The organism is Pseudomonas sp. Van50 (assembly GCF_055390755.1).
This window is the reverse complement of the sequence record NZ_AP024343.1, coordinates 6,261,967-6,284,697: the sequence shown is the minus strand read 5'-3', so window position 1 is coordinate 6,284,697 and position 22,731 is coordinate 6,261,967. Positions and strand designations below refer to the sequence as shown.

General features: G+C 61.8%; 17 protein-coding genes and 1 pseudogene. 12 read left to right on the top strand and 6 right to left on the bottom strand.

What is annotated here, in order from left to right:
• The first annotated feature begins 1 nt into the window (after position 1).
• The 9 genes from ACZ5M5_RS27190 (at position 2) to ACZ5M5_RS27150 (ending at position 9,459) form a co-directional block, all read left to right on the top strand.
• Positions 2 to 1,621, top strand: coding sequence for a DUF2300 domain-containing protein (locus ACZ5M5_RS27190; protein WP_464738226.1), 1,620 nt, complete (start codon positions 2 to 4; stop codon positions 1,619 to 1,621).
• A 3-nt stretch (positions 1,622 to 1,624) separates the two neighbouring features.
• Positions 1,625 to 2,458, top strand: a complete 834-nt coding sequence (locus tag ACZ5M5_RS27185; RefSeq protein ID WP_464738225.1) for a YfaP family protein — start codon at positions 1,625 to 1,627, stop codon at positions 2,456 to 2,458.
• A 1,319-nt stretch (positions 2,459 to 3,777) separates the two neighbouring features.
• On the top strand, positions 3,778 to 4,359 hold the full coding sequence (locus ACZ5M5_RS27180) for a YjfI family protein (protein WP_003205989.1): 582 nt from the start codon (positions 3,778 to 3,780) through the stop codon (positions 4,357 to 4,359).
• A 22-nt stretch (positions 4,360 to 4,381) separates the two neighbouring features.
• The gene (locus ACZ5M5_RS27175) at positions 4,382 to 5,080 is read left to right on the top strand and encodes a PspA/IM30 family protein (RefSeq protein WP_003185899.1); all 699 of its coding nucleotides are present in this window, start codon (positions 4,382 to 4,384) and stop codon (positions 5,078 to 5,080) included.
• A gap of 357 nt (positions 5,081 to 5,437) precedes the next feature.
• The gene (locus tag ACZ5M5_RS27170) at positions 5,438 to 6,472 is read left to right on the top strand and encodes an ion channel (RefSeq protein WP_060740434.1); all 1,035 of its coding nucleotides are present in this window, start codon (positions 5,438 to 5,440) and stop codon (positions 6,470 to 6,472) included.
• The gene (locus ACZ5M5_RS27165; RefSeq protein WP_464738224.1) at positions 6,459 to 7,121 is read left to right on the top strand and encodes a DUF2491 family protein; all 663 of its coding nucleotides are present in this window, start codon (positions 6,459 to 6,461) and stop codon (positions 7,119 to 7,121) included. Before ACZ5M5_RS27170 ends, ACZ5M5_RS27165 begins: the two co-directional genes overlap by 14 nt.
• A gap of 15 nt (positions 7,122 to 7,136) precedes the next feature.
• Positions 7,137 to 7,565, top strand: a complete 429-nt coding sequence (locus ACZ5M5_RS27160) for a DUF350 domain-containing protein (protein WP_060740436.1) — start codon at positions 7,137 to 7,139, stop codon at positions 7,563 to 7,565.
• A gap of 19 nt (positions 7,566 to 7,584) precedes the next feature.
• On the top strand, positions 7,585 to 8,289 hold the full coding sequence (locus tag ACZ5M5_RS27155) for a DUF1190 domain-containing protein (protein WP_060740437.1): 705 nt from the start codon (positions 7,585 to 7,587) through the stop codon (positions 8,287 to 8,289).
• A 12-nt stretch (positions 8,290 to 8,301) separates the two neighbouring features.
• The gene (locus ACZ5M5_RS27150; protein ID WP_092172849.1) at positions 8,302 to 9,459 is read left to right on the top strand and encodes a glutathionylspermidine synthase family protein; all 1,158 of its coding nucleotides are present in this window, start codon (positions 8,302 to 8,304) and stop codon (positions 9,457 to 9,459) included.
• Between the two features lie 189 nt (positions 9,460 to 9,648).
• On the opposite strand, the gene ACZ5M5_RS27145 is transcribed toward ACZ5M5_RS27150, so the two are convergent.
• From ACZ5M5_RS27145 to ACZ5M5_RS27120, 6 genes and pseudogenes are all read right to left on the bottom strand, one after another.
• Positions 9,649 to 10,581: a phosphatidate cytidylyltransferase gene (locus ACZ5M5_RS27145; protein ID WP_060740439.1), complete on the bottom strand. Its 933-nt coding sequence runs from the start codon at positions 10,579 to 10,581 to the stop codon at positions 9,649 to 9,651.
• Position 10,582: 1 nt separating this feature from the next.
• Complete coding sequence (locus tag ACZ5M5_RS27140) at positions 10,583 to 11,203, bottom strand: lysophospholipid acyltransferase family protein (protein WP_003205972.1); 621 nt, start codon at positions 11,201 to 11,203, stop codon at positions 10,583 to 10,585.
• Between the two features lie 89 nt (positions 11,204 to 11,292).
• Complete coding sequence (locus ACZ5M5_RS27135; protein WP_060740440.1) at positions 11,293 to 11,748, bottom strand: hypothetical protein; 456 nt, start codon at positions 11,746 to 11,748, stop codon at positions 11,293 to 11,295.
• Positions 11,738 to 13,080 (bottom strand): annotated as a pseudogene (locus ACZ5M5_RS27130) (phosphatase PAP2/dual specificity phosphatase family protein). The gene ACZ5M5_RS27135 and the pseudogene ACZ5M5_RS27130 overlap by 11 nt, the downstream one beginning before the upstream one ends.
• Positions 13,080 to 14,837, bottom strand: coding sequence for a bifunctional alpha/beta hydrolase/class I SAM-dependent methyltransferase (locus tag ACZ5M5_RS27125; protein ID WP_464738223.1), 1,758 nt, complete (start codon positions 14,835 to 14,837; stop codon positions 13,080 to 13,082). The pseudogene ACZ5M5_RS27130 and the gene ACZ5M5_RS27125 overlap by 1 nt, the downstream one beginning before the upstream one ends.
• Positions 14,838 to 14,848: 11 nt before the next feature.
• Positions 14,849 to 15,472: a CDP-alcohol phosphatidyltransferase family protein gene (locus ACZ5M5_RS27120; protein ID WP_103309243.1), complete on the bottom strand. Its 624-nt coding sequence runs from the start codon at positions 15,470 to 15,472 to the stop codon at positions 14,849 to 14,851.
• 382 nt (positions 15,473 to 15,854) lie between these two features.
• Between ACZ5M5_RS27120 and ACZ5M5_RS27115 the strand changes: the two genes are divergently transcribed.
• The 3 genes from ACZ5M5_RS27115 (at position 15,855) to ACZ5M5_RS27105 (ending at position 22,693) form a co-directional block, all read left to right on the top strand.
• Positions 15,855 to 20,693 carry an RHS repeat-associated core domain-containing protein gene (locus ACZ5M5_RS27115; protein ID WP_464738222.1) on the top strand — a complete coding sequence of 1,613 codons (4,839 nt, stop codon included), beginning with the start codon at positions 15,855 to 15,857 and terminating at the stop codon, positions 20,691 to 20,693.
• A gap of 3 nt (positions 20,694 to 20,696) precedes the next feature.
• Positions 20,697 to 21,098, top strand: a complete 402-nt coding sequence (locus tag ACZ5M5_RS27110; RefSeq protein ID WP_081015364.1) for a hypothetical protein — start codon at positions 20,697 to 20,699, stop codon at positions 21,096 to 21,098.
• A 341-nt stretch (positions 21,099 to 21,439) separates the two neighbouring features.
• Positions 21,440 to 22,693, top strand: a complete 1,254-nt coding sequence (locus tag ACZ5M5_RS27105) for a cystathionine gamma-synthase family protein (RefSeq protein WP_072410372.1) — start codon at positions 21,440 to 21,442, stop codon at positions 22,691 to 22,693.
• Positions 22,694 to 22,731 lie beyond the last annotated feature (38 nt).

The following is a 22,731-nucleotide window of genomic DNA, read 5'->3' as shown; positions in this document are numbered from 1 at the left end:
CATGCGCAGGCGGTGGGTTGGGTGGTTGTTGTGCTTGATCCCTGCGCTGGCAACGGCGCAGGACGAGCCGTTGCGCCTGGCCTTCGACGGTCAATTGCTGCGAGTGAGCCAGGCCCAGGTGCTGGATCGCCAGCCGCTGCCTGCTTCCTTGCAGGCGCCACTGGGCAGTCTGTGGAAACTGTTTGTCTACGCCTGGTTGGTGGACACCGACGCTCGCGAGCCGGTCTATGAGTGCCGCGGCGAGTCGAAGGAAGAGGTCTATTGCTGCAATGCCGGGCAGAGCATCGGTCGCGATCAAGCCTTGGTGAAATCCTGCGGTTTGTATTTCGAACCGCAGCGGCTCGGGCTTTCGGCCTCGAACTGGCGCGCTTACTGGCAGGCCCGCCAGGCGCCGGCCTGGTTGTTGGACCTGCCGGCCTTGCAGCCCCAGACGCAGGTACCGGTCACGGAACTGCTCAAGGCCCTGGCCATGCTGCCGGCCCAGGACCAGGCCCGTCGGGTGCTGCTGGATGTGGTGCTCGGCGCGGCGGACGGGCGGCTGGTCGGCGAGTTGGGCAGTCGCCTGCGGGTCAAGACCTGGAGCTGGCTGGGTGACCAGGGGCCTTCCTCCCGACAAGGCGGTTTCGCCGGTTGGCTGGCCGACGGCACTCCGGTGTGGGCCGGGGGCCGTGGCACCAGCCAGCAAGTCCTGAAGGTCTACGGCGAAGGTTTGGCGGCGGCATTGCCGTCCCGCTGGCCGGCGGAAACCGGGCGTTGCGTGGAAGTCGGCCTGTTTGCCCGCTATCCCTGGCAGCGGGTGATGGCCGGTGACCGGCCTGCCGCGCCGGGTCAATTGCGCGGTGATTACCGCGTCGAATTCACCAACGGCAACCAATTGGACATCCACAGCGATGGCGAGCTGTTCCTGATGCCCGGCAAGCTGGTGGCGCGCCTGGACCGGGAGGAATACGTCGCCCGGGTCCTGCAGCGCGAAGCCAAGGCCGAGCCCGTCGAAGCCGCCAAGGCCTTGGCCGTGGCGATCCGCACCTATCTGCTGCAGAACGCCCAACGCAACGGTGATTGCTTGAGCATCGACGACAGCAGCCATCGCCAGCGCGTCGCGCCACGCCCGGCGGCGCCTGAAACCCGCGCCATTGCCGCCTGGACCAGCGACCTGGTCCTGGCCGGCACCGACGTCACCTACCACTCCGACCAGCCCGGCCCGGACAAACTTTCCTGGGCGCAAGCCGTAGAACAAGCCAACGCCGGTCAACGCTACGACGCCATCCTGCTGCACGCCTACCCGCGTGCCAGCCTCAGCCGCTGGGACAATCCGGTGGCGTCCTGCGAGGCGCTGCCCGCCGCCCAGGACTGGCTGCTCAAGCAGCGCCGGGGCTGGCGTGAGCGGCTGGAAGGTGAAGTGGGCTACAACGAAATCAGCACTTTCGCCGTCTGCCGCGTTGCCTTTGGCCGGCCGTATGTCGACCGCGAGCGCCAGCGCATCTATGTGCGCGGCGTGCTGTCGCTGCAAGACCGCCTCGACCTGACCCATGAATATCTGCACCTGGCCTTCGAAGCTCACCCCAACGGCCAGGACGAAACCTATATCGAAGGGCTCGCCCGTCACCTCTTGCTGGAATAGACCATGACACTCCGTTATCCACAGGTCTTGCTGTTGCTCTGCGCCCTGACCGCGTTGCCACCGGCCATGGCCGCTGACGCCATCAAGCTCGACACCCCCATTGGCGGCTGGCGCAGCGGGGCGCCGGGCGGTGAAGGCGAAAGCTTCAGCCAGACCGTCAACTACCCGGCCTCGTCGGTCAACACGCCCCCAGGCCAGGCCAATACCGCCCGCATTACCGGGCAGATCAAAGGTGCGCCCAAGGACAGCAATGCGCCGGGCCAGTTGATCGTCAATGGTGTCAGCTTGCCGCTGAAGCTGGATGGCGAAGGTCGCTTCGACCGGCCGTTCTCGTTCCCCAACGGCAGCAACAGCGTGGAAGTGCGCAGCGCCGACGGCCAGCAGCGCCACCGCACGCAATTTCTCAACACCAGTGGCGGCGCCACGCCGGCCAAGCTGCGGGTGTTGCTGACCTGGGACAGCGACGGCACCGACCTGGACCTGCACCTGGTCACCCCCGATGGTGCGCACATCTGGTACGGCGACCGCGCCGCTGCCAACGGCGCCGCCCTCGACGTCGACGTCACCACCGGCTACGGCCCGGAAATCTTCGCCATGCCCGCGCCGATCAAAGGCCAGTACCTGGTGTATGTGAACTATTACGGCGGCGGTTATCGCAGTGAAGAGGACGGCGAAGAGGGCGAGGGCGGTGGAGAGCAAGCGCAACAAGCCCTGACCACCGCACAAGTCACCGTGATCACGGAGGAAGGCACGCTGAACGAGAAGATGGAAACCTTCGTCGTGCCGATGCGGGCGGTGGGTGAGCTGACGCTGGTCAAGAGCTTCAGCTATCCGTAAGCCGCCATCAGCAGCGACAACTGATGTTGCAGCCTGTGGAGATCCCCCTGTGGGAGCCGAGCTTGCTCGCGATGACGGTCTTGCATCCAGCATCAATGCAAGCTGACCCACCGCCATCGCGAGCAAGCTCAGCTCCCACAGAGGATCGATGGTGGACGCCTGATCTGTGAACGCTCAAAAAAACTGTGGGAGCCGAGCTTGCTCGCGATGGCGTCGGTAAATCCAGCCTCTCTGCAAACGGATAAACCGCTATCGCGAGCAAGCTCAGCTCCCGCAGAGGATCGATGGTGGACGCCTGATCTGTGAACGCTCAAAAAAACTGTGGGAGCCGAGCTTGCTCGCGATGGCGTCGGTAAATCCGGCCTCTCTGCAAACGGGCAAACCGCCATCGCGAGCAAGCTCAGCTCCCCCCACAGAGGATCGAGGGTGGACGCCTGATCTGTGAACGCTCAAAAAAACTGTGGGAGCCGAGCTTGCTCGCGATGGCGTCGGTAAATCCAGCCTCTCTGCAAACGGATAAACCGCTATCGCGAGCAAGCTCAGCTCCCCCACAGAGGATCGATGGTGGACGCCTGATCTGTGAACGCTCAAAAAAACTGTGGGAGCCGAGCTTGCTCGCGATGGCGTCGGTAAATCCGGCCTCTCTGCAAACGGATAAACCGCTATCGCGAGCAAGCTCAGCTCCCACAGAGGATCGATGGTGGACGCCTGATCTGTGAACGCTCAAAAAAACTGTGGGAGCCGAGCTTGCTCGCGATGGCGTCGGTAAATCCAGCCTCTCTGCAAACGGATAAACCGCTATCGCGAGCAAGCTCAGCTCCCCCCACAGAGGATCGATGGTGGACGCCTGATCTGTGAACGCTCAAAAAAACTGTGGGAGCGAGCTTGCTCGCGATGACGTCGGTAAATCCAGCCTCTCTGCAAACGGATAAACCGCTATCGCGAGCAAGCTCAGCTCCCGCAGAGGATCGATGGTGGATGCCTGATCTGTGAACGCTCAAAAAAAACTGTGGGAGCCGAGCTTGCTCGCGATGGCGTCGGTAAATCCAGCCTCTCTGCAAACGGATAAACCGCTATCGCGAGCAAGCTCGCTCCCACAGGGGGTGTCAGCATTTGTGACAGATAAAAAACTCACGCGTGAGCTATTGTGGGCTTTTGAAACTACCTGTAGTGTTTCTCACGCGTGAGTTTTTCACAGTGGGGTCAGTACCATGCCAACCAGCGCTCCATCAGATCCGCCTGACGGGTCTGTGACCGATTCAGCGAGCCGCACGGGAGAGCGCGCCAAGCCCTCTGCGAAAAAACCGTCGAGCTTCTACATGAAGCAGATGCGTGCGGGCCTGAGTGCCGCCGGGTATGTGAAACACGAGACTTGGGTGCTTCCCGAAAACCGAAGCCTGCTCAAGCAAATGGAGAAACAGCTACGCCAACCGATTCTGGCTGGCTCATTCATGTCGGAGGATTACATGAGCGCAGGTAATAACTGGAACATCGATCGCCTCTACAGCGCCCTTCAGGCCCTGGACGAAGTGGTCGCGAACGACATCACTCTCTCCCTCGTCCAAGGCTCCGAGTCCAGCATCAAGCTGGAAATGAATGACTTCGGTGGCTTGCCGATCTACATCGCAGTCGTGGGCGACCAGATCATCGTCGATACCGTCCTGGTGGATGTCGAGTCGATCAGCGACGTGGCGGCCTTCAACGACGCCGTGTTGCGCAGCCGGGAAATGTTCCCGCTGTCGTCCATCGGCATCGAGACCATGCCCAACGGACAGGTCGTCTACAACATGTTCGGCGCGCTGAGCTCCGACTCCAGCCTGACCAACGTCGTCACCGAGGTCAAAACCCTCGTCGACAACGTCCAGCGCGCCAGCGAAGCGTTCGAACGCTTCTTCATCTAATTCGCCGAACAGGAACCATCCAATGACTCAGTCCATCTGGAGCAAATTGTTCACCGCCCTGCGTGGCGGTGCCAACGAAGTCGGCGAATCGATCGTCGACCAACAGGCCTTGCGCATCCTCGACCAGGAAATCCGCGATGCCGACAGCGCGCTGGCCAATGCCAAGCGTGAGCTGGTCACCATCATGGCCAAGCACAAGCTGGCGACCGATCGCGTCGGCGAATACAACGCCAAGATCAAGGACCTGGAAGCCAAGGCCCTGGCCGCGATCCAGGCCAACCGCGAAGACCTGGCGCTGGAAGTGGCCGAAGCCATTTCGACCCTGACCAACGAACTGGACGCCGAGCAAAAGCACGCGACCGAATTCGGCGGCTACGCGGACAACATGCGCAAGGACATCACCAAGGCCGAAAGCCGCATCAAGAGCCTGCGTCAGCAAGTGGACATGGCCAAGGCCCGCGAAAGTGTGCAGAAGGCCCAGGTCAGTGCCTCGATCGCCAGCGGTGGCGCCAATGGCAAGCTGGAAACCGCCGTCGGTACGCTCAACCGCCTGCAGGCCAAGCAACAGCAACGTGCCGCTGAACTGCAAGCCCAGGACGAACTGGCCGAAGCTTCGACCGGCTCCGACTTGGAACGCAAGCTGCGCGATGCCGGCATCACGCCGAACGAAGGCAGCGCCAATGCGATCCTGGAACGCCTGAAGAAAAAATCGGCTGAGTGATCTGTTCGGGCTGAACAATCAAGGCACGCCGAGCACAAAACCTGTGGCCTTGCTCCCGCTCGACTTTGTAGGAGCTGGCGAAGCCTGCGATCTTTTGATCTTTCGCTTGGGATTCAAGTGTTTGGGGAAAGATCGCAGCCTCGTTGCACTCGACAGCTCCTACACAGCCTCTAGGGCTCAGCGGGAGCAAGCTCCCTCGCCACAATAGTGTCCGGCGCTCCTGGATTTAATTGTGACGCAGGTACTTTTATCCAAGCGCCGCAACAGGTTTAATGCTGTCCGGCCACTACGTTCGAGCGCTCACACGCCAGAGCGATGATCCCGCCAGGAACGAAGCCCCACGGAGTCAGGGACGAAATGTCGATTTTCCTTTTGTTGCGCTCGTACGCATCGTCCTTCTTCCATCGGTTCGGCTGGGCCGGCCTGGCCATTGCGTTGGGCGTGCACCTGTCCACGGCCTGGATCGGCCTGGTGCTGCTGGGCGAGCAACACCTCATCGCCGCCGCCACGTTTATCTACTTCTATCTCACCACTACGCTCACCGTCGGCTATGGCGATCTGTTGCCACAGACATCCGCCGGGCGAATTTTCGTGGCGACCTGGATCATGCTCGGGGGCATTGCCCTGTTGACGACGGTCATCGGCAAAACCACCAGCAGCGTCATCGATGTTTGGAGAAAAGGCATGAAGGGCAAAGGCGATTTCACCGGCAAGGTCGGCCACACGGTTCTCATCGGCTGGGAGGGCGCCTCCAGCGAACGGGTCATTGACCTGCTGCTGCAGGACGAAACCTCCAATGACAACCTGATCGTCATCTGCGATTGCGATCTCGAAGAAAACCCCATGCCCGGCAAGGCGTCCTTCATCAAGGGCGACAGCCTGTCCTCCGTCGCACTGCTGCAGCGCGCTGGCGTGCCGGGTGCCGAACGCGTGCTGGTGCGCACCCATTCCGACGACTTGACCCTGGCCACCGTACTGGCGGTCAATCAACTGGGGCCTGCCGGGCATGTGGTCGCCCACTTCAATGACAGCGAAATCGCCGCCCTCGCCAGCGCCTATGCCCCAAGTCTGGAATGCACCTCCAGCATGGCCATCGAAATGCTGGTGCGGGCCTCCCAGGACCCGGGCTCGTCAGTGGTCATCAATGAGTTGCTCTGTGTGGGCGAAGGCGCCACCCAGTACCTGATGAAACTGCCCGAGGCGTTTGAAGCGACGTTTGGCGAGCTCTACACCCGGATGAAAGAGCAGCATAACGCTACGCTGATCGGCTACCGCGCCCAGGGCGCCCGACACCCAGCGATCAACCCGCCGGGCGCCACGCGCGTCGTGGGCGGAGAACTCTTCTACATCGCCTCCACGCGACTCAAGGAAATTTCCCATGGGGTGGTTTAAACAGTTGATGGGGCTCGAGGCCCCGAACGCAAACACCACAGCCAGCCAGGGCGCGCCCGTCACCGGGCCGTTGGGCCTGGCCTCCGGCAAGCAGGTCATGTTCGATGCCACGCTCAAGTTGTTGCTCGACGGCAACAGCACCGTGGTCATCCCGGGTTCCCAACAGATCTGGAGCCTGGGCATCGTCGACCTCGGGCAGTCGAACTGGCTGTCGCGCTGCTACATGAACGACGAAGACTACTGGCTGCAAGTGCACACCAGCGGCGACATCGCCGGGCAGGTCGAGTCGGTGATCCTGTTCAACTACCTCAGCTACGTCACGATCAACAGCGAAGCGGAGTTGCGTCGCCTGGCCGGCCCTGAAAGCCTGATCGGCCTGCCGACCTACACCCACGACGGCGTCGAATACACCCGCGAATGGGGCACCGAGGCGGGCCAGACAGAATTGGTGACGTTGAGCGAGCGCGTGAGCAATCCGGATGAGTCCTACAGCGTCGAGCACCGTTCGATGCTGTACGCCCGCGACACCGGCCTGACGGATCGCCGGGAGTTCCTGTTGTTCTCCGTCGAAGAGGACGCCGAAGGCACCGTCAGCCTGAGCACTTCGCTGGGTATTTCGCTGTACACCACTGACCTGAACACTCTTTGAATAAGGAAGAAGTCCATGCTTGAAGCGCTCTCCATTTCCCTGAACAAGGCCGCCGTGTTCGGCTTCGCCCTGTACATCCTCGGCGCCGCCGTGCTGTTTGCGCTGTTCCAGTTCATCTACATCCATGTCACGCCGCACAAAGAGTTCGAACTGATCCGCTCGGGCAACGTGGCTGCGGCGATCGCCCTGAGCGGTGCCCTCATTGGTTTCGCCATCCCGGCCAGCAACGTGATTGCCTACTCGATCAGCATGTTGGACTTCGTCGTCTGGACGGTGATCGCCGCGGTCGTCCAGTTGCTGGCGTTCCTGGTGACCAGCCTGGTGCTCAAGGGCGCTTCGGCGCGCATCAAGCAGGGTGAAATCGCCGCCGGTATCTACATCGCCGCCGTGGCCATCAGCGTCGGCCTGTTGAACGCCGCGTGCATGACGCCGTCCACGAACTGATTGCGCCACGGAGAACGCGATGAAACGAAGCAAGTATGTCCAGCTTTCGCTGGCCGCGTCGGTCGCCATGGCGATATCCGGCTGCGGGCCGACGGAAAAAACCTACGAGTTGAAAAAGAAGTACAACTTCCAGTCCGTGCAGCAATGTGTCGATGAAAAGCTGCCGGTAGACATTTGTGCTGACGCCTACATGACTGCCATGACGGAGCATCGCCGCATTGCGCCGGTGTACGACAACCAGGCCGATTGCGATGCCGACTTTGTCCCCGATTGGTGCCAGCAGGATTCCGCCGGCAAGTTCATCCCCAAGCTGGGTGGTTTCGAGCTGAGTGCCGAGGGCGAGGTTACGCAATCGGAAGTGGACGCGGCCAGGGCCCAATTGCCGGCCTCGGAAGCGATGAATACCGGTGGAGGTTTCAGCAACCTGCTGACCGGATTGCTGATCGGCAACATGCTGAGCAGCAACCGCAACAGCTATTTCTCCGAGCCGGTCTACCGCTACCGCGATGATCGTGGCAGCTTCGGCTCCTCCACGCTCAGCCAGCGGGTGTCGACAGGCTCGACGTTCACCAGGTCCAACCAGGCGCGATACGGCAGCTACACCGACTCCATCAAGTCCAGCAGCAAGCCGATGTCCGTTGCCTCATCCACCTCCCGTGGCGGCTTCGGCAGCAAGTCCAGTGCCCGCAGCGGTTGGGGCGGTTCGAGCAGCTCCGGCGGTTGAGGAACCAGCGCCATGAAGAAGATCCATTGCGCCGAGCGTCCTGACTGGAAGCAGACCGCCGAGCAGCTCGGCTTTCTGTTCCACACCATCGACGATGAACCCTATTGGGACGAAAGCGCGTACTACCAGTTCACCCTCAAGCAGATCGAGGACGACCTGGAAGACCCGACCACCGAGATCCATGACATGTGCATGGACCTCGTGGCCCGCGTGGTCCAGAGCGAAGAGTTGCTGGAGCGCCTGAGCATTCCCGCGCCGTTCTTCGACCTGGTGCGCACTTCATGGCTTGAAGGCCACCCGCACCTGTATGGGCGCATGGATTTCTCCTACAACGGCAGCGGTCCGGCCAAGCTGTTGGAACTCAACTACGACACGCCGACCAGCCTCTACGAAGCGGCGGCGTTCCAGTGGGGCTGGTTGGAGCAATGCATCGAGCGCGGCACGCTGCCGGCCCATGCCGACCAGTTCAACAGCATCGACACCAAGCTGCACCAGGCCTTCGCCCAGTTGCAGCTCACCCAGCCGTTTTATTTCGCCTCGATGAAAGACTCAATCGAAGACAAAGGCACCACGGACTACTTGCGCCTGATCGCGGAAAAAGTCGGCATCGAGTCGCGGCACATCGATATCGAAGACATCGGCCTCAACAGTGACGGGCGTTTCGTCGACCTGGAAGAGCGCTGGATTCCACACCTGTTCAAGCTGCATGCCTGGGAGTTCATCTTCCATGAGCCTTTTGGTGCGGCGATTGCCCAGTGTGATACGCAGTTTTTCGAGCCGGCCTGGAAGTCGATCATCTCGAACAAAGGCATCCTGCCGCTGCTGTGGGAATTCAACAAAGGCCACCCGAACCTGCTCGCGGCTCACCTGGATACCGACACCAGTAAAGCGGTGCCCAAGGGCTGGGTGCGCAAGCCGTTCTTTTCCCGGGAAGGTGCCAACATCGAGCTGCAGACCGCTGACGGCTTGATTGTAAAAGAAGACGGCCCCTACACCGACGCGCCGTTCATCCTCCAGGAATTCGCGCCGCTGCCGAAGTTTGACGACAGCTACACCCTGATCGGTTCCTGGGTCATCGGCGACCAGGCAGCCGGCATTGGCGTGCGGGAAGACAACAGCCTGATCACCAAGGATTCCAGCCGGTTCCTGCCGCACCTGATCCTCGACTGACCGCCACAAGTCCCCCAGGTGCTGTGTGCTTCCCTGTGGGAGCAAGGCTTGCCCGCGACGAAGGCGACGCGGTCTTTCTGACTGACCGAGGCGGCTGCTTCGCGAGCAAGCTTTGCTCCCACAGGGACGGGTGAGTACCTGCCCCCAGGCTGTGCTCCCACAGGTTCAGGTGTTCACCGAAGACTTTGCTCAGGTCCACCAGTACCGCACCAGGTGGAAGAAGATCGGCGCGGCGAAGCAGACCGAGTCCAGGCGGTCGAGCATGCCGCCGTGGCCTTCGATCATGTGGCCCCAGTCCTTGACGCCGCGGTCGCGTTTGATCGCCGACATGACGATGCCACCGGCAAAGCCCAGCAGGTTGATCAGCAAGGCGATGAGGAACGACTGCCACGGATTGAACGGCGTGATCCACCACAGCGCGCCACCGATCAGCGAGGCCAGGAAAATGCCGCCGACAAAGCCCTCGACGGTTTTCGAGGGCGACAGATTCGGCGCGATCTTGTGTTTGCCGAACAGCTTGCCGCACACGTACTGCAACACATCCGACAGCTGCACCACGATGACCAGGTAGGCGATCAGCAACAGGTTGCGGCCTTCGAAACCGGCGATGTCCAGGGTCAGCAGGGCCGGGACGAAGGAGATGCAGAACACCGCGATCATCAAGCCCCACTGGACCTTGGAGGCGCGCTCAAGGAAGTGTGTGCTATCGCCGCCCAGGGACGCCAGGATCGGCAGCAGCAGGAACACATACACCGGGATGAAGATCGAAAACAGCCCGTACCAGTCGTAGTAGATCAACAGGTATTGCAGCGGCAGCGCCAGGTAGAACGCCGCCACCAGGGCCGGGTAGTCACTGCGCCGGGTCGGTGTCAGGGTCAGGAATTCCCGCAGGGCGTAGAACGACACGGCGTAGAACAACAGGATGACCGCCGCGTTGCCGAGCCAGAACGCCACGCCGATCACCAGCACCATGATCCACCAGGCGTTGATCCGGGCGTTGAGGTTATCGATCACCGAATTCGGCGCGCCGCGGGTTTTCAGCCTGAGAATGAAACCGATCAACGAAGCCAGCACCAGAATGGCGCCGATCCCGCCAAACAACATCAGGGTATATCGATCCATGTCAGACGTGCTCCGGGGCCAGTGCCAGCAGCGCGGCGCGGCTGCGTTCAAGGAATTGCTCTTTGCTTTCGCCTTCTTCGATGCACAACGGCGCGCCGAAACTGGTGGTGCACAACAGCGGCAGCGGCAGCACACGACCCTTGGGCATGACGCGGTTGAGGTTGGCGATCCACACCGGGATCACCTCGACCTCGGGGTGATTTTTCATCAAGTGATAGATCCCGCTCTTGAAGGGCAACAGGCCTTCCTCCGGATTACGCGTGCCTTCCGGGAAGATGATCAGCGAGTCGCCGTTTTCCAGTGCATCGAGCATCGGCTGCAATGGGCTGTAGGAAGGATCCTTGCGCTCGCGGTCCACCAGCACGCCGTTGAACACCCGGTTGATGATGTAGCGACGCACCGGGCTGGTCTGCCAATAGTCGGCCCCCGCCACCGGGCGGGTAAGCTTGCGCAGCGCCGGCGGCAGCGAGGCCCAGAGCAATACGAAGTCACCGTGGCTGCTGTGGTTGGCGAAGTAGATCCGTTGCACCGGCGTCGGCGCGCAGCCGAGCCACAGGCTGCGCGCGCCGGTGACCATGCGGGCGGCGGAGGTGATGAGGTTGGCGACCACGGGTTCGAACATGAAGATTCCTTGTCCTGAGAAGTTCGGGTAGTGACGCAATCTTTAACAGCTGTGGTGAGGGAGCTTGCTCCCTCACCACAGAAGCCTATCTAGATACTTGAAGCCAACCAGGGACTGGCCAGGATGAAGCCCAGCACCAGGACGACTTGTACGGCCAATAAGCGTGACTGCCGACGCAGCAGCAACAATGCGCCATGCCGGCGTTCGGTCCAGAGGCGACCAGCACGTGCGGCCGGTTGCAGGCCCAGCGCGGTGAGGGCCTGATCCAGGGTATAGGTGCGCTCGGCCAGGGACTGGGTGCTGTCAGCCATGCGCTGGAACAGATCGGCGTCAAACGCCACGCGCAGCGCCCAGTATTTTTCCAGCACGCCGAGCACCAGTAGCGCCGCACTCAGCAGCAGCAACCATGGATCGATGAGGCCCACCAGCCACTGCCCCAACCCCAGCAGCGCCCCAAGCAGCGTCAGCCCGGTGGACAGCTGGTCCAGCGAATGACCCCGGCGCAACAGGCTCGCCACGGTGTGGAGCTCCATATCACTGATCATGGACATGCCCCTGTGCTGTGGATAATTGCTCCAGCGCCCGACGGTGCGCCGCCTGCAAAACGATACGCGGTCGGGCGCGCTGGATTTGCACGATCGCCGCATCAACGTTCGCCGCCCGGCCACTGTGCAGCAGCCAGGCCACCACCGCCGTGGCGCTGCGCGAATAACCCAAGGCGCAGCAGACCAGCACCGGCCCGTGCTGGCGCAGGCTTTCGATAGCTTCTGCCGCTGTCAGGCATTGTTCGGCGGTCGGCGCCGTCAGGTCGAGCACCGGCAATGAGCGATAGGCGACGCCCGTGCTGTCCATGGACAGTTCCGCGCACAGGTCGAGCACGCCGGTAAACGCACTGTCGTTCAATTCCATCGGCGTGGGGATTCGCCCCAGCCAGACGTTATCCGCCACCTGATCCGGTTGCGGATGCTTGCGCGTCCACCAACGAGAATTGATCCACGCCGCCGCCAGATACGGCGCCAGCAACCAGCGCGCTGCCGGACTCAAGCGCCCATCGGCACGCTTCTGGAAACCGTCGGCACCGAACACCAGGTAATTCAGCGCCACCATGAGCACCGCGACCGCCGGCCAGATCAGCCAGAGCCACGCGCCGCCCAAGGCAAACGCCGGAATGAACAGCGCCGCCGCGCCCAGGCCATAACGCCAGGCCAAGCGTCGGCGAGCAGGATCCGCCGCCAGACGCGCACTCAGCAGCGGACTGGGTCGATCCAGCGGCCACAACCAGACACACAGCCAACCGGCCAACGCGCCCGTGGGCAGGTCAATGAAGTGATGCTGATACGTGGTCAGCACCGACACGCCGATCAACGCGAACCAACCGTGCATCAGCCAACGCCAGACCCCCTGCAAATGCCGCTGATAGCAGACCCAAAGGATGACCAGCAACGCAATGTGCAGTGACGGCGCCTGGTTGAACGGCTTGTCGAAACCCGCCAGCACCTCGAACAACCAACCGAACACACCATCCATCTCTGGCCGGGGAAGGTGAAGCGCAACGGCCAGAGCAGGAAGCAACTGACCGCAATCACCTGGGCCGTGAGCAGGCGCAAGGCATGGCGCTTGAGTTCGTCACGGCTGCTGGGCAATAGCAAGGACAGGCCGTACAACAGGTCGATCGACCAGTAAGGCACGATGGTCCAGGCCATGAACGGCATGTGGGTTTCCCAGGCGAACACCAACGTGCCGACGTCGTCACGCTGGGAAGTGACCCAGGTGGCGAAGCCGTAGGTGGTGAAGAACAGCGGCGCCAACAACAGCAGCCACAGCACCGCCGGTTTCAGCAGTGCGGGTTCGCGGGCCGGAGCGATGACGGCGTTCATTACTGCACTCGCTGCGCCAGCGAAACGCTGAAAATGCCCCATTCATCGACCCGCAGGGTGATCTTGCGGAAGCCCGCCGCCTCAACCAATTGGTCCATTTCCGCCTGGGTACGTCGACGCATCACCCAGGCCTGGCCGGCGCGGTGGCTGGTGAGGGCACGGGCGATCAGTTCCAGCTGCGGGTGCCACGGCTGGCCGGTGTAGACCAGGAAACCACCAGGCTCCACGGCTTCGGCCAGGCCCGCGAGGGAGCCGCCGACCAGTTGGTTGTCGGCGAACAACTCGTACAGGCCCGACACCACGGCGAGGGTCGGCTTGGGCTCCAGCGCCGCCAGGTCCTGGCGGTCGAAGGCATCGCCTTTGACGAATCGAGCGATATCGCCCAAGCCTTTTTCAACGATCAGCGCACTGCCATCGCGCACGTTGATGTCGCTGTAGTCGCGCAGCAGGATCGACTCGGGCAACGGGCTGACCCCTTGCAGGGCTTCGAGAATGTAGCGGCCATGGCCGGCGGCGATGTCGACTATGCGCACCTCGCGGTCCTGGGCGCGCAACTCGGCCATCGCCAGGCGCAGCAGCTCCTCGACGTTCAGCTTGCGCTGGCGAATGCCGCGCCAGCCGATGGAGTTCAGGTAGTTCTGGTCGATCATCTTGCCCAGCGCCGAGGTGCCGGTGGGGCGGTTGCGATAGACGTAATCCAGGGTACTGCCGGAGTCGAACCCGGTGTCGAAGCCCAGCTTCACCCCCGCCGACAACTTGCTGCCAAAGCGCATGCTGGCACGGGTCATGCGCCAGTAGAGGTCGCGTAGCGAGTTGTGGGGCAGCGGCGTGGCCAGGGTTTCGGCTTCGGCGCAGGTCGCGCCCAGGCGATCGGCGTCCAGCAGGGAAGGGCGGTCCAGCGGTCGGGCGAAGTTTTGCAGAATGAAGCGGCGCGCACTGGCAACGGCTGGCGCACGGTTCTTCTCGCCCAGGGTGTCGTGGAAGAAGCCCGGCAGGATGTGCTTTTCCTTGTGCAGGCTGCCCAGGCGCTCGAAGAATTGTTCCTGGGGTTTGCGGTGTACCACGAAGTCCGAGCCGGAGATCAACAACTGCGTCGGCACCTGGATCGCCTGGGCATCGGCCACTACGCGGTCGGCGGCTTCGTACAGGCCCAGCAGCACGTTCACCGAAATGGCCTTGGTGATCAACGGATCGCTGTCGTAGGACGCCACCCGCTCCGGGTCATGGCTGAGGAATTTCGCCTTGACGTAGCTGTTGACGAAGAAATTGCCGCGGAACTTGCGCATCAGCGCCAGGCCTGGACGGGCGAACGGCACGTAGAGCTTGACCTTGAACGCCGGCGACGCCAGCACCAGCGAGCGAATGCGCGGCGCGTAGTCGTGGACCCAGGTGGACACGATCACCGCGCCGACGCTTTGTGCGACCACGGCGATGTTTGCTTCGTCGATCTCATGCGCTGCGCCGATGTGATCGCAGAACGTCTGCACGTCCCGCGCACTGGTGGCGAAGCTCGGGCTGTCGCCCCGTTCACCCGGCGACTGGCCATGGCCACGGGCGTCCCAGGCAAAGAAGTCGAACCCGGGCAGGTCCAGCTCATCCACCAGGTGCGCGATGCGCCCGGAGTGCTCATGACCACGATGAAACAACAACACAGCCTGGCGGGGTTCACCCGCTGCCGCGTCGACAGCCGGCCAGTGTTGGTAGAACAGTTCCACGCCATCGTGGGTGGTGAATGTCCGGTGTTGGGCTTCGCGCATTGCAAGTTCCTTTATGCTGAGGGAGCGTTTTCCTTCACCTGGCCCAGGCCATGACGCACCCGATTGACCAAGGTATAAACCAGCAGGGCGGCAACCACCGCCATCACACCATTTATCCAGAGCGCCCCGAGCCAACCCAGGGCAATACCGGTCGCCAACACGCCAAACACGAAGGCGCGGTCACTCTTGCCCATCGGCCCGTCATAGCGCCGCGAAGCCCCTACCATCGCCCCCAGCACGCCGGCGTATTCGCTGAACAGCGCCAACAGCGTGACCAACAACACGAGCAGGAGACTGGTATCGGCAAACAGGGCAAAAGGCAGGATCAGGGCAACGTCGGCGATGATATCGCATAGCTCGTTGAGGTAGGCGCCCAGATGGGATTGCTGGCCAAATTCCCGCGCCAGCATGCCATCCACCGCATTCAACGCCATGCGCAGGAACATCCAGACCGGAACCAGGACGAAAATCCACGGATGGCTGGCGAACCAGGCAATGACCGCCCCCACCAACACCGAGACGATACCCGCGAGCAGGGTGACCTGGTTGGCGGTGACCCCGTTGTTGTAGAGGCGTTGAACCATGGGGCGCAGCAGGTTTTGAAAGGCGGGCTTGAGTTGGTAGATGGAGGGCATCGGGGGAAGATCTCGGCCGGTTGCGGGGCTGGGCTTATACAGATGCGAGATTACGATAGGTTGAGGGGTTGCTGGCGGGTATTTCTCGAGAATGAGCGCGGGTAGGCATCTATTCGCGCATTTATCTGCGCAAGACACCTCGCCACAACTCTCCTGTGGGAGCCGAGCTTGCTCGCGATGGCGGTACATCAAACAAAAAGATCTTCAGCCGGCTGACCATCTGCATGCTCATGTCGTGGCATCTATAGTCATCGGCGGGGTTCGCACGCCAAGCGTTTGAATTTAGCGAATCGCCCTACATCCATCCCCTCTTTCCCTGACTTATTTCCCTCGCCATCGCAGGCAGAGTCTCGCGCCCACTCCTACGCCGCGAGCTGCCTGCATGCCTGACTACGACAAAATCCTTGCCCAGGGCAACGTCATTGGTTCGCTGGTGATGGCGGCCATGGACCCCGAGCAGCCGGATGTCGAAGCGGTTTTCCAGGACTTTCGAACCTGCCTGAACGACTACGACGCCTGGGCTGAAAGCTTTTGGGCCGGCTGGGCGCTGGATCTTGAGCAAGTGTTCAAGGTCGGCAACGAGGTGTCCCTGGCGGCGCCGAAGAACCTGGACAAACCCGTCAGTGCCGCCGTGGTGGCTTGCCCGGCGGAAGGGCCACTGACGCTGGTGCACATGTTCCAGGCGGCGCGTTTCGTGCCGATTGGCGACACACCGGTGATGCTGGAGCCGGTCATCGATGGCATGCCGGGGAAGGAAATTTTCGGCGAGCCGATCCATCGCGTGATCGGCCCCAGCGGCATCCTGGAAGTGCCTGAGTGTTGGCGAGGCCAGCGTTATCGCATCACCTTTTTCCCCCATGTCACGGCCGATCACGTCAAGGCGTTGTATGCGTCTTACCAAGGTGTGATCGACGAACTTGAGGGCTGGCTGAAAGCGGAGTGGGAGCAGTTTCAACCACTGTGGGCGGAGTTTTCCGACGCCGGGTTTCTTCAACGCTACAACGTGTTGCAGCAGGCTGATTGGCGCGGTTTCAAAAACGCCCTGCATCAACTCTGGGACGACGTTAAGCAGGTTTTCGGGCTGCTGGCCGATCTGCAGGCCAACAGCGAACAACTGTTGGAGTACCTGACTCAAGCCGAGCTTGAACAGCTACTGAAGGCATCCTCCGAGGCAATTGCCAAAGGGTTGATGGTGTTGAGCGACGAGCCGTTGCTCTTCGTTCACGTGGCCGCGTTCACCAGTTGGCTGCGGATGTTGCCGCCTCAGTACGCGGCCGAAGTCGTCGGAGAACTGCGCGCCTCGGTACTGATCAATTTCCTGCTGATGCGTTTGACCGGGGGGCTGGGCCTGGGTCTGCGCATGAGCGGTAACGTATTGGGCCGGGTCCGCTCGGAGCGGGCCCGGGAATGGTTGCTGGCATCGAGCCTGAGACTGGGCCAGCTCACCCCCGACCGGCTCAATCAACATGCCGATGTGCTCAAACCGTTGGTGGTCAGCCAACGCGCACCTTTAAAACCGACGCCTGTCGGACCCTTGCACATCACCCCGGAACACTCTGCGCCATTGTCTGTGAGCAATCCGGCCGCCGTGGCGCGGGAAAAATCCCAGCCGTCTACCCGCCTGAGCGAACACGAACCCCACGACGACGCCCCGGCCCAATCGAAAAACCCCAACGGCGACAGCGCCGACACCGCGGCCCAGACCCAGACCAGTGGCTGCCCGGTGTCGATGGTCACCGGCGAAGAACTGCTGACCCTGGACGACGGCACCCTCGACGGGCGCTTGCCGTTCGTCTTCACCCGGCTGTACCGCACCAGCGCCGTCGCCCTGGACGTCGGCCTCGGGCGCGGCTGGAGCCATGCCCTGGCCCATCGCCTGGAGCTCGACGGCGAGCAGATCACCTGGGTCGACCAGGAAAATCGCCGCACGATCTTTCCATTGCCCACCACCCAACGTCCGGCGATCCACAACAGCCTGGCCCGGGCGGCGATCTACCTGGGGGCCGCGCCGGACGAACTGATCATCGCCCAGCCCGGGGAAAATGCCCCGTTCCTGCACTTTCGCGACGGCCACCTGATCGCCCTCAGTGACCGCTACGACAACCGCCTGACCGTCCAGCGCAACATCCACGGCGACATCAGCCGCCTGGACAACGGCGCCGGGCGCTCCCTGCGCCTGCGTTACGAACAGCGCCACTTGGTCGCCGTCGACTACCAGAGCTTCCACCCGGCCCTCACCCTCGACGAAGCCTGGCGGACCGAGCAGACGCTGGTGTCCTACCGCTACGACGGACGTTTCCGACTGATCGAAGCGACCAATGCCGCCGGTGAAAGCGAACGCTACGACTACGACGACCAGCACGTCATCCTCCAGCGGCAACTGGCCGGCGGGGCGAGTTTCTACTGGGAGTGGCAGGGCGTCGGGCCGGCGTCCCGCTGCGTACGGCATTGGGCCTCCTTCGCGCAGATGGACAGCCGCTACACCTGGGGCGAGGACGGCCGTGTCACGGTCCGGCACCTGGATGGCAGCCAGGAAGTGTATGTCCACGACGACCGGGCGCGGTTGGTGCGCAAGGTCGAGCCCGACGGCGGCGAGCACCTCAAGGCCTACGACGAACAGGGCCGGTTGATCGCCGAACAGGACCCGCTGGGGGCGGTCAGCGAATACCGCTACGACGACGTCGGACGGCTGGTGGCGCTGATTCCGCCGGACGAAGAGCCGACTTCCTACGAGTACCGCAACGGCTTCCTGCACGCCCGTTCCCGCGGCAAGGCCGTGTGGACCTACCGCCGCAATGCCCGGGGCGATGTGATCGCGAGCATCGATCCCGACGGCCAGCGTACGGAATATGCCTACGACGCCCATGGGCAACTGCTGGCCAGGTATGAGCCGGACGGTGGCGAACATCGTTTCACCTGGAGTCGCCTGGGCCAACTGACCGAAGAGGTCCTGCCCGACGGCGGTCGGCGGTGTTTTGCCTACGACGCCCTGGGACGTTTGCTCAGCCGACGGGACGAACACGGCGCCCTCACGCACTACCAATGGGACGCCGTCGGCCGCCTGCTGCAAGTCACCCTGCCCACCGGTGCGACCCGGGCCTGGAGCTACAACGCCTACGGCAAGGTCATCGCCGAGCGCGACGAGCAGGGCCGAACCACCCGCTACGAATACGCCGACGACCTGCACCTGGTCAGCCGCCGCCTGAACCCCGACGGCAGCGAGCTGAAGTACCGCTACGACTCGGCGCGGCTGTTGCTGACCGAGATCGAAAACGAATCCGGTGAACGCTATCAGCTGGACTACACGGCCAACGGCTTGATCCGACAGCAAGTCGGCTTCGACGGCCAACGCACCGCCTACGCCTACGACCTCAACGGCCACCTGCTGGAGAAAACCGAGCACGGCGAGGACGGTTCGCAACGGCTCACCCGCTACCAGCGTGACGCGGCCGGGCGATTGCGGATCAAGACCTTGCCCGACGGCCAGGCCATCGAATACCGCTACGACGAACTGGGCCGGCTGGTCCAGGTCGACGACGGCAGCGATCACCCGCTGGCCTTCGAATACGATGCCCAGGATCGGCTGGTCACGGAACACCAGGGCTGGGGCACCCTGCGTTATCGCTACGATGCCTGCGGGCGCCTCAACCACCTGCGCCTGCCGGACGACAGCCAGCTCGACTACCACCACGCCCCCGGTGGCGCGCTGACCGCCATCGACCTCAACGGCGCGCGCCTGACCGAACACCGCGTTGACGGCGGCCGCGAACGGCAACGCCGGCAGGGCCAGCTGCTCAGTGATTACACGTACGACGAACAGGGCCGCCTCAAGGCCCAGACCGTGTGGCAGAACCCCCAGCAACAACTGTTCTGGCGCGACTATGCCTACAGCCCCCGGGGCAACCTCCAGAGCCTTTCCGACCAGCGAAACCGCCGCCGCTACCAGTACGACCCGCTGGATCGCCTGACCCGCATCGACTTTTCCCACAGCGAACCGCCGGAACATTTCAGCCACGACCCGGCCGGCAACCTGCTGATGCAGGACCGCCCCGGGCCGACCACCCTCAAGGGCAACCGCCTGCTGAGGGAAGGCGACCGCCACTACGACTACGACGCCTTCGGCAACCTGATCCGCGAACGCCGCGGCCAGGCCCTGGTCAGCGCCTACCGCTACGACAGCCAACACCGCCTGATCGGCGTCACCGGCGCCGACGGCCGCGAAACGTCCTACCGCTACGACGCCTTCGGCCGACGCATCAGCAAGACCGTGGACGGCCTGACCACGGAATTTTTCTGGCAGGGCGACCAGCTCGTCGCCGAAAACAGCCCGCGCCACCACCGCAGCTATATCTACGAACCAGGCACCTTCCGCCCACTGGCCCTGCTCGACGGCGAAGGCCCCGACGCCCGCCCGTTCTACTACCACCTCGACCACCTGGGCACCCCCCAGGAACTGACCAACCCCGCCGGCCAGATCGTCTGGTCGGCGCGCTACAACGGCTACGGCAAGCTCACCGAACTCACCCACGGCGGCGGCGAACAACTGGAACAACCGCTGCGCTTCCAGGGCCAATACTTCGACCCGGAAAGCGGCCTGCACTACAACCGGCACCGCTACTACAATCCCGAGACCGGCCGCTATTTGACGCCTGATCCGAGCAAGTTGGCGGGTGGGCTCAATGGGTATCGCTACACGGTGAACCCGACGGGGTGGGTGGATCCGTTGGGGTTGGTGGATTGTCCGGGGAAGGGTGGGTGTCGGCCGGCGGTTGGGGATCAGGATCCGGCGGCGAAGGTTGGGGTGGATGAGGGGGTGAAATCCCCTCCTAAACCTACATATCTTTATCGTGGAGACTTGAGGAAGCCAGAAGTCATTTTTAAAGAAGGCTTTATGAGCTTGGGGAAAAGCACTGATTTATTGCTTCATGTTTGGGATAACAGAGACCCGCCCAGTAATTTTGTCAGTACAACTACGGATGTTGATATTGGGACCTATTTCGGAACAAAATATAATACACGGAAAGGATATCTGTATGTCCTAAAGAAAATTCCTGGGCGTGATGTGAACAAGGAGCTGCCTCGCAACGATGTTCCATATAGTTATGAGCGCGAGATTGCCATTCCTGATCGAGTAAAAGCTGAAGATATTCTCGGAGCCACTCCCCTGAATAAAGATGGTTCCTATGTTGGGTATTCTATACCCAATCCTCAAAGGAAATAAAAAATGACTAAGCAAGTTATCCCAGTTATTACAAACGGTCGAAGAGAAGAGGTGGTACTTGATGTTAATGCCAGTAAATCAACCGTCCTGCTGACCTTCAAAAACGGCTGGTCAAAAAAATACTCCGGAGTGGATGTATACGAGTGCCTTGGCAAAATTATCCAAGAGCATTCTGATTCAAAATTTTTATGCAAGGGAGCTAAACTTAGTGTGCGACCTTCTAGTATGTCCTCGCAAATGTCTTCAGGAATAGCTGCTTATGAACATGTCTTAGGTAAGCGTGCATCGAGAGCGGATCTTGTTAATATATTCGATTATGAAGACCAAGATATAGTGAGTGATCCTCAGCTACAAAAAGATTATTTCTTTCTCTGGTTGGATTCTATAAAGGATGTGGATGAATAGAGTATGGATGTGTGGAGCAAGATATTTTGATCGATTTTAGCGATATAACTCGCGGTCCACTGCACAGTCAAAAGTCAATGAAATCCCAATGTGGGAGCGAGCTTGCTCGCGATAGCGGAGTATCAGTCACCCTCAATGGCAACTGACCCACCGTCATCGCGAGCAAGCTCGCTCCCACAGGTTCATCGGTGATTCGCCGGTCGCTAATCGCCCTCAGCCATTAAAAAAACCACCCCTTTGGCACCGATAACATCGTTTCTCGGCCCCGCGGCTTTTCCCTATATTGGCCCTCAGATCCGGTGGATGGCTCAACGTCCACCCCCTCAGTGTGAGTAGCCTCAATGAACAATAAACCTGACAGCACAGGGCTTGATAACGCCGGCGCGGGAACCCGGGCGGTCTGGGGTGGGGAGCAAGTCAGGCACCCCTACAACGCCACGCAAACCCCCATCGTGGCCAGCGCCGCGTACGGTTACGACGACATCGACGTCTGGTACGACGTCGCCTTGGGCAAGGCCCCCGGTTTTATCTACAGCCGCATGAGCAACCCCACCGTCGAGACCCTCGAAGCCAAGATTCGCGAGTTGGAAATGGCCGAGTCCGCGGTGGCCTTCAGCAGCGGCATGGCGGCGATCAGCAGCGTGCTCTACACCTTCCTGGCCCATGGCGATCGTGTGGTATCGACCAAGGACAGCTACGGCGGCACCAACAAGATCTTCGAAGAATTCCTGCCGCGTACCGGCGTGGCGGTGACCCTGTGCGAGACCTTCGATCACGACGACATCGAGCGTGAAATCGCCAAGGGCTGCCAGGTGCTGTACCTGGAAACTCCCACCAACCCAACCCTGAAGATCCTCGACATCCCGCGCCTGGTGGCGGCGGCCAAGCGTGTCGGCGCGGTGGTGGTGGCGGATAACACCTTTGCTACGCCACTGAACCAGAGCCCGTTGGCCTTGGGGGTGGACGTGGTGATTCACAGCGCCACCAAGTTCCTCAGCGGCCATGGCGACGTGCTCGGTGGCCTGGTGTGCGGCCGCGAAGCCTTGATGGCCAAGGTGCGTCATTACCGGGAAATCAACGGCGCGAGCCTCGACCCGTTCTCGGCCTACCTGATCATCCGCGGCATGAAGACCCTGGCGCTGCGCATGCGCCAGCAACAACACAGCGCCCGGGCCCTGGCCGAATTCCTCTGCACCGAACCCCTGGTGGAGTCGGTGAATTACCCCGGCCTGCCCAGCCACCCGAACCACGCCGTGGCCTGCGCGCAAATGTCTGGCTTCGGCGCCATCGTCAGTTTTGTCCTGGCCGGTGGCATGGACACCGTCAAGCTGCTCCTGCCACGCCTGCGCTTCGCCCATTGCGCGGGCAACCTGGGCGCGGTGGAAACCATCTACGGTCCGGCCCGCACCACCAGCCATGTCGAGAACACCTTGGAAGAGCGCCAAGCCCTGGGCATCTCCGAAGGCCTGGTGCGGGTTTCGGTGGGCATCGAAGACACGGACGATTTATTGGATGACCTCAAACAGGCCTTCGCCTTTGTCAAAAAAACACTTGATCCGCAACTCAATGAAGTCCTCACCGAGACAGTGACCTGAAGTGTGAATGTTGATACTCCGCGACAAGGCTGTCAGCG

Excerpts from the sequence above, each read along its gene's own strand:
- ACZ5M5_RS27105 (WP_072410372.1), top strand. The coding sequence starts at position 21,440 with ATGAACAATAAACCTGACAGCACAGGGCTTGATAACGCCGGCGCGGGA.
- ACZ5M5_RS27180 (WP_003205989.1), top strand. The coding sequence starts at position 3,778 with ATGAAGCAGATGCGTGCGGGCCTGAGTGCCGCCGGGTATGTGAAACAC.
- ACZ5M5_RS27165 (WP_464738224.1), top strand. The coding sequence starts at position 6,459 with ATGGGGTGGTTTAAACAGTTGATGGGGCTCGAGGCCCCGAACGCAAAC.
- ACZ5M5_RS27160 (WP_060740436.1), top strand. The coding sequence starts at position 7,137 with ATGCTTGAAGCGCTCTCCATTTCCCTGAACAAGGCCGCCGTGTTCGGC.
- ACZ5M5_RS27185 (WP_464738225.1), top strand. The coding sequence starts at position 1,625 with ATGACACTCCGTTATCCACAGGTCTTGCTGTTGCTCTGCGCCCTGACC.
- ACZ5M5_RS27155 (WP_060740437.1), top strand. The coding sequence starts at position 7,585 with ATGAAACGAAGCAAGTATGTCCAGCTTTCGCTGGCCGCGTCGGTCGCC.
- ACZ5M5_RS27135 (WP_060740440.1), bottom strand. The coding sequence starts at position 11,748 with ATGATCAGTGATATGGAGCTCCACACCGTGGCGAGCCTGTTGCGCCGG.
- ACZ5M5_RS27110 (WP_081015364.1), top strand. The coding sequence starts at position 20,697 with ATGACTAAGCAAGTTATCCCAGTTATTACAAACGGTCGAAGAGAAGAG.
- ACZ5M5_RS27150 (WP_092172849.1), top strand. The coding sequence starts at position 8,302 with ATGAAGAAGATCCATTGCGCCGAGCGTCCTGACTGGAAGCAGACCGCC.
- ACZ5M5_RS27145 (WP_060740439.1), bottom strand. The coding sequence starts at position 10,581 with ATGGATCGATATACCCTGATGTTGTTTGGCGGGATCGGCGCCATTCTG.
- ACZ5M5_RS27140 (WP_003205972.1), bottom strand. The coding sequence starts at position 11,203 with ATGTTCGAACCCGTGGTCGCCAACCTCATCACCTCCGCCGCCCGCATG.
- ACZ5M5_RS27115 (WP_464738222.1), top strand. The coding sequence starts at position 15,855 with ATGCCTGACTACGACAAAATCCTTGCCCAGGGCAACGTCATTGGTTCG.
- ACZ5M5_RS27175 (WP_003185899.1), top strand. The coding sequence starts at position 4,382 with ATGACTCAGTCCATCTGGAGCAAATTGTTCACCGCCCTGCGTGGCGGT.
- ACZ5M5_RS27120 (WP_103309243.1), bottom strand. The coding sequence starts at position 15,472 with ATGCCCTCCATCTACCAACTCAAGCCCGCCTTTCAAAACCTGCTGCGC.
- ACZ5M5_RS27190 (WP_464738226.1), top strand. The coding sequence starts at position 2 with ATGCGCAGGCGGTGGGTTGGGTGGTTGTTGTGCTTGATCCCTGCGCTG.
- ACZ5M5_RS27170 (WP_060740434.1), top strand. The coding sequence starts at position 5,438 with ATGTCGATTTTCCTTTTGTTGCGCTCGTACGCATCGTCCTTCTTCCAT.
- ACZ5M5_RS27125 (WP_464738223.1), bottom strand. The coding sequence starts at position 14,837 with ATGCGCGAAGCCCAACACCGGACATTCACCACCCACGATGGCGTGGAA.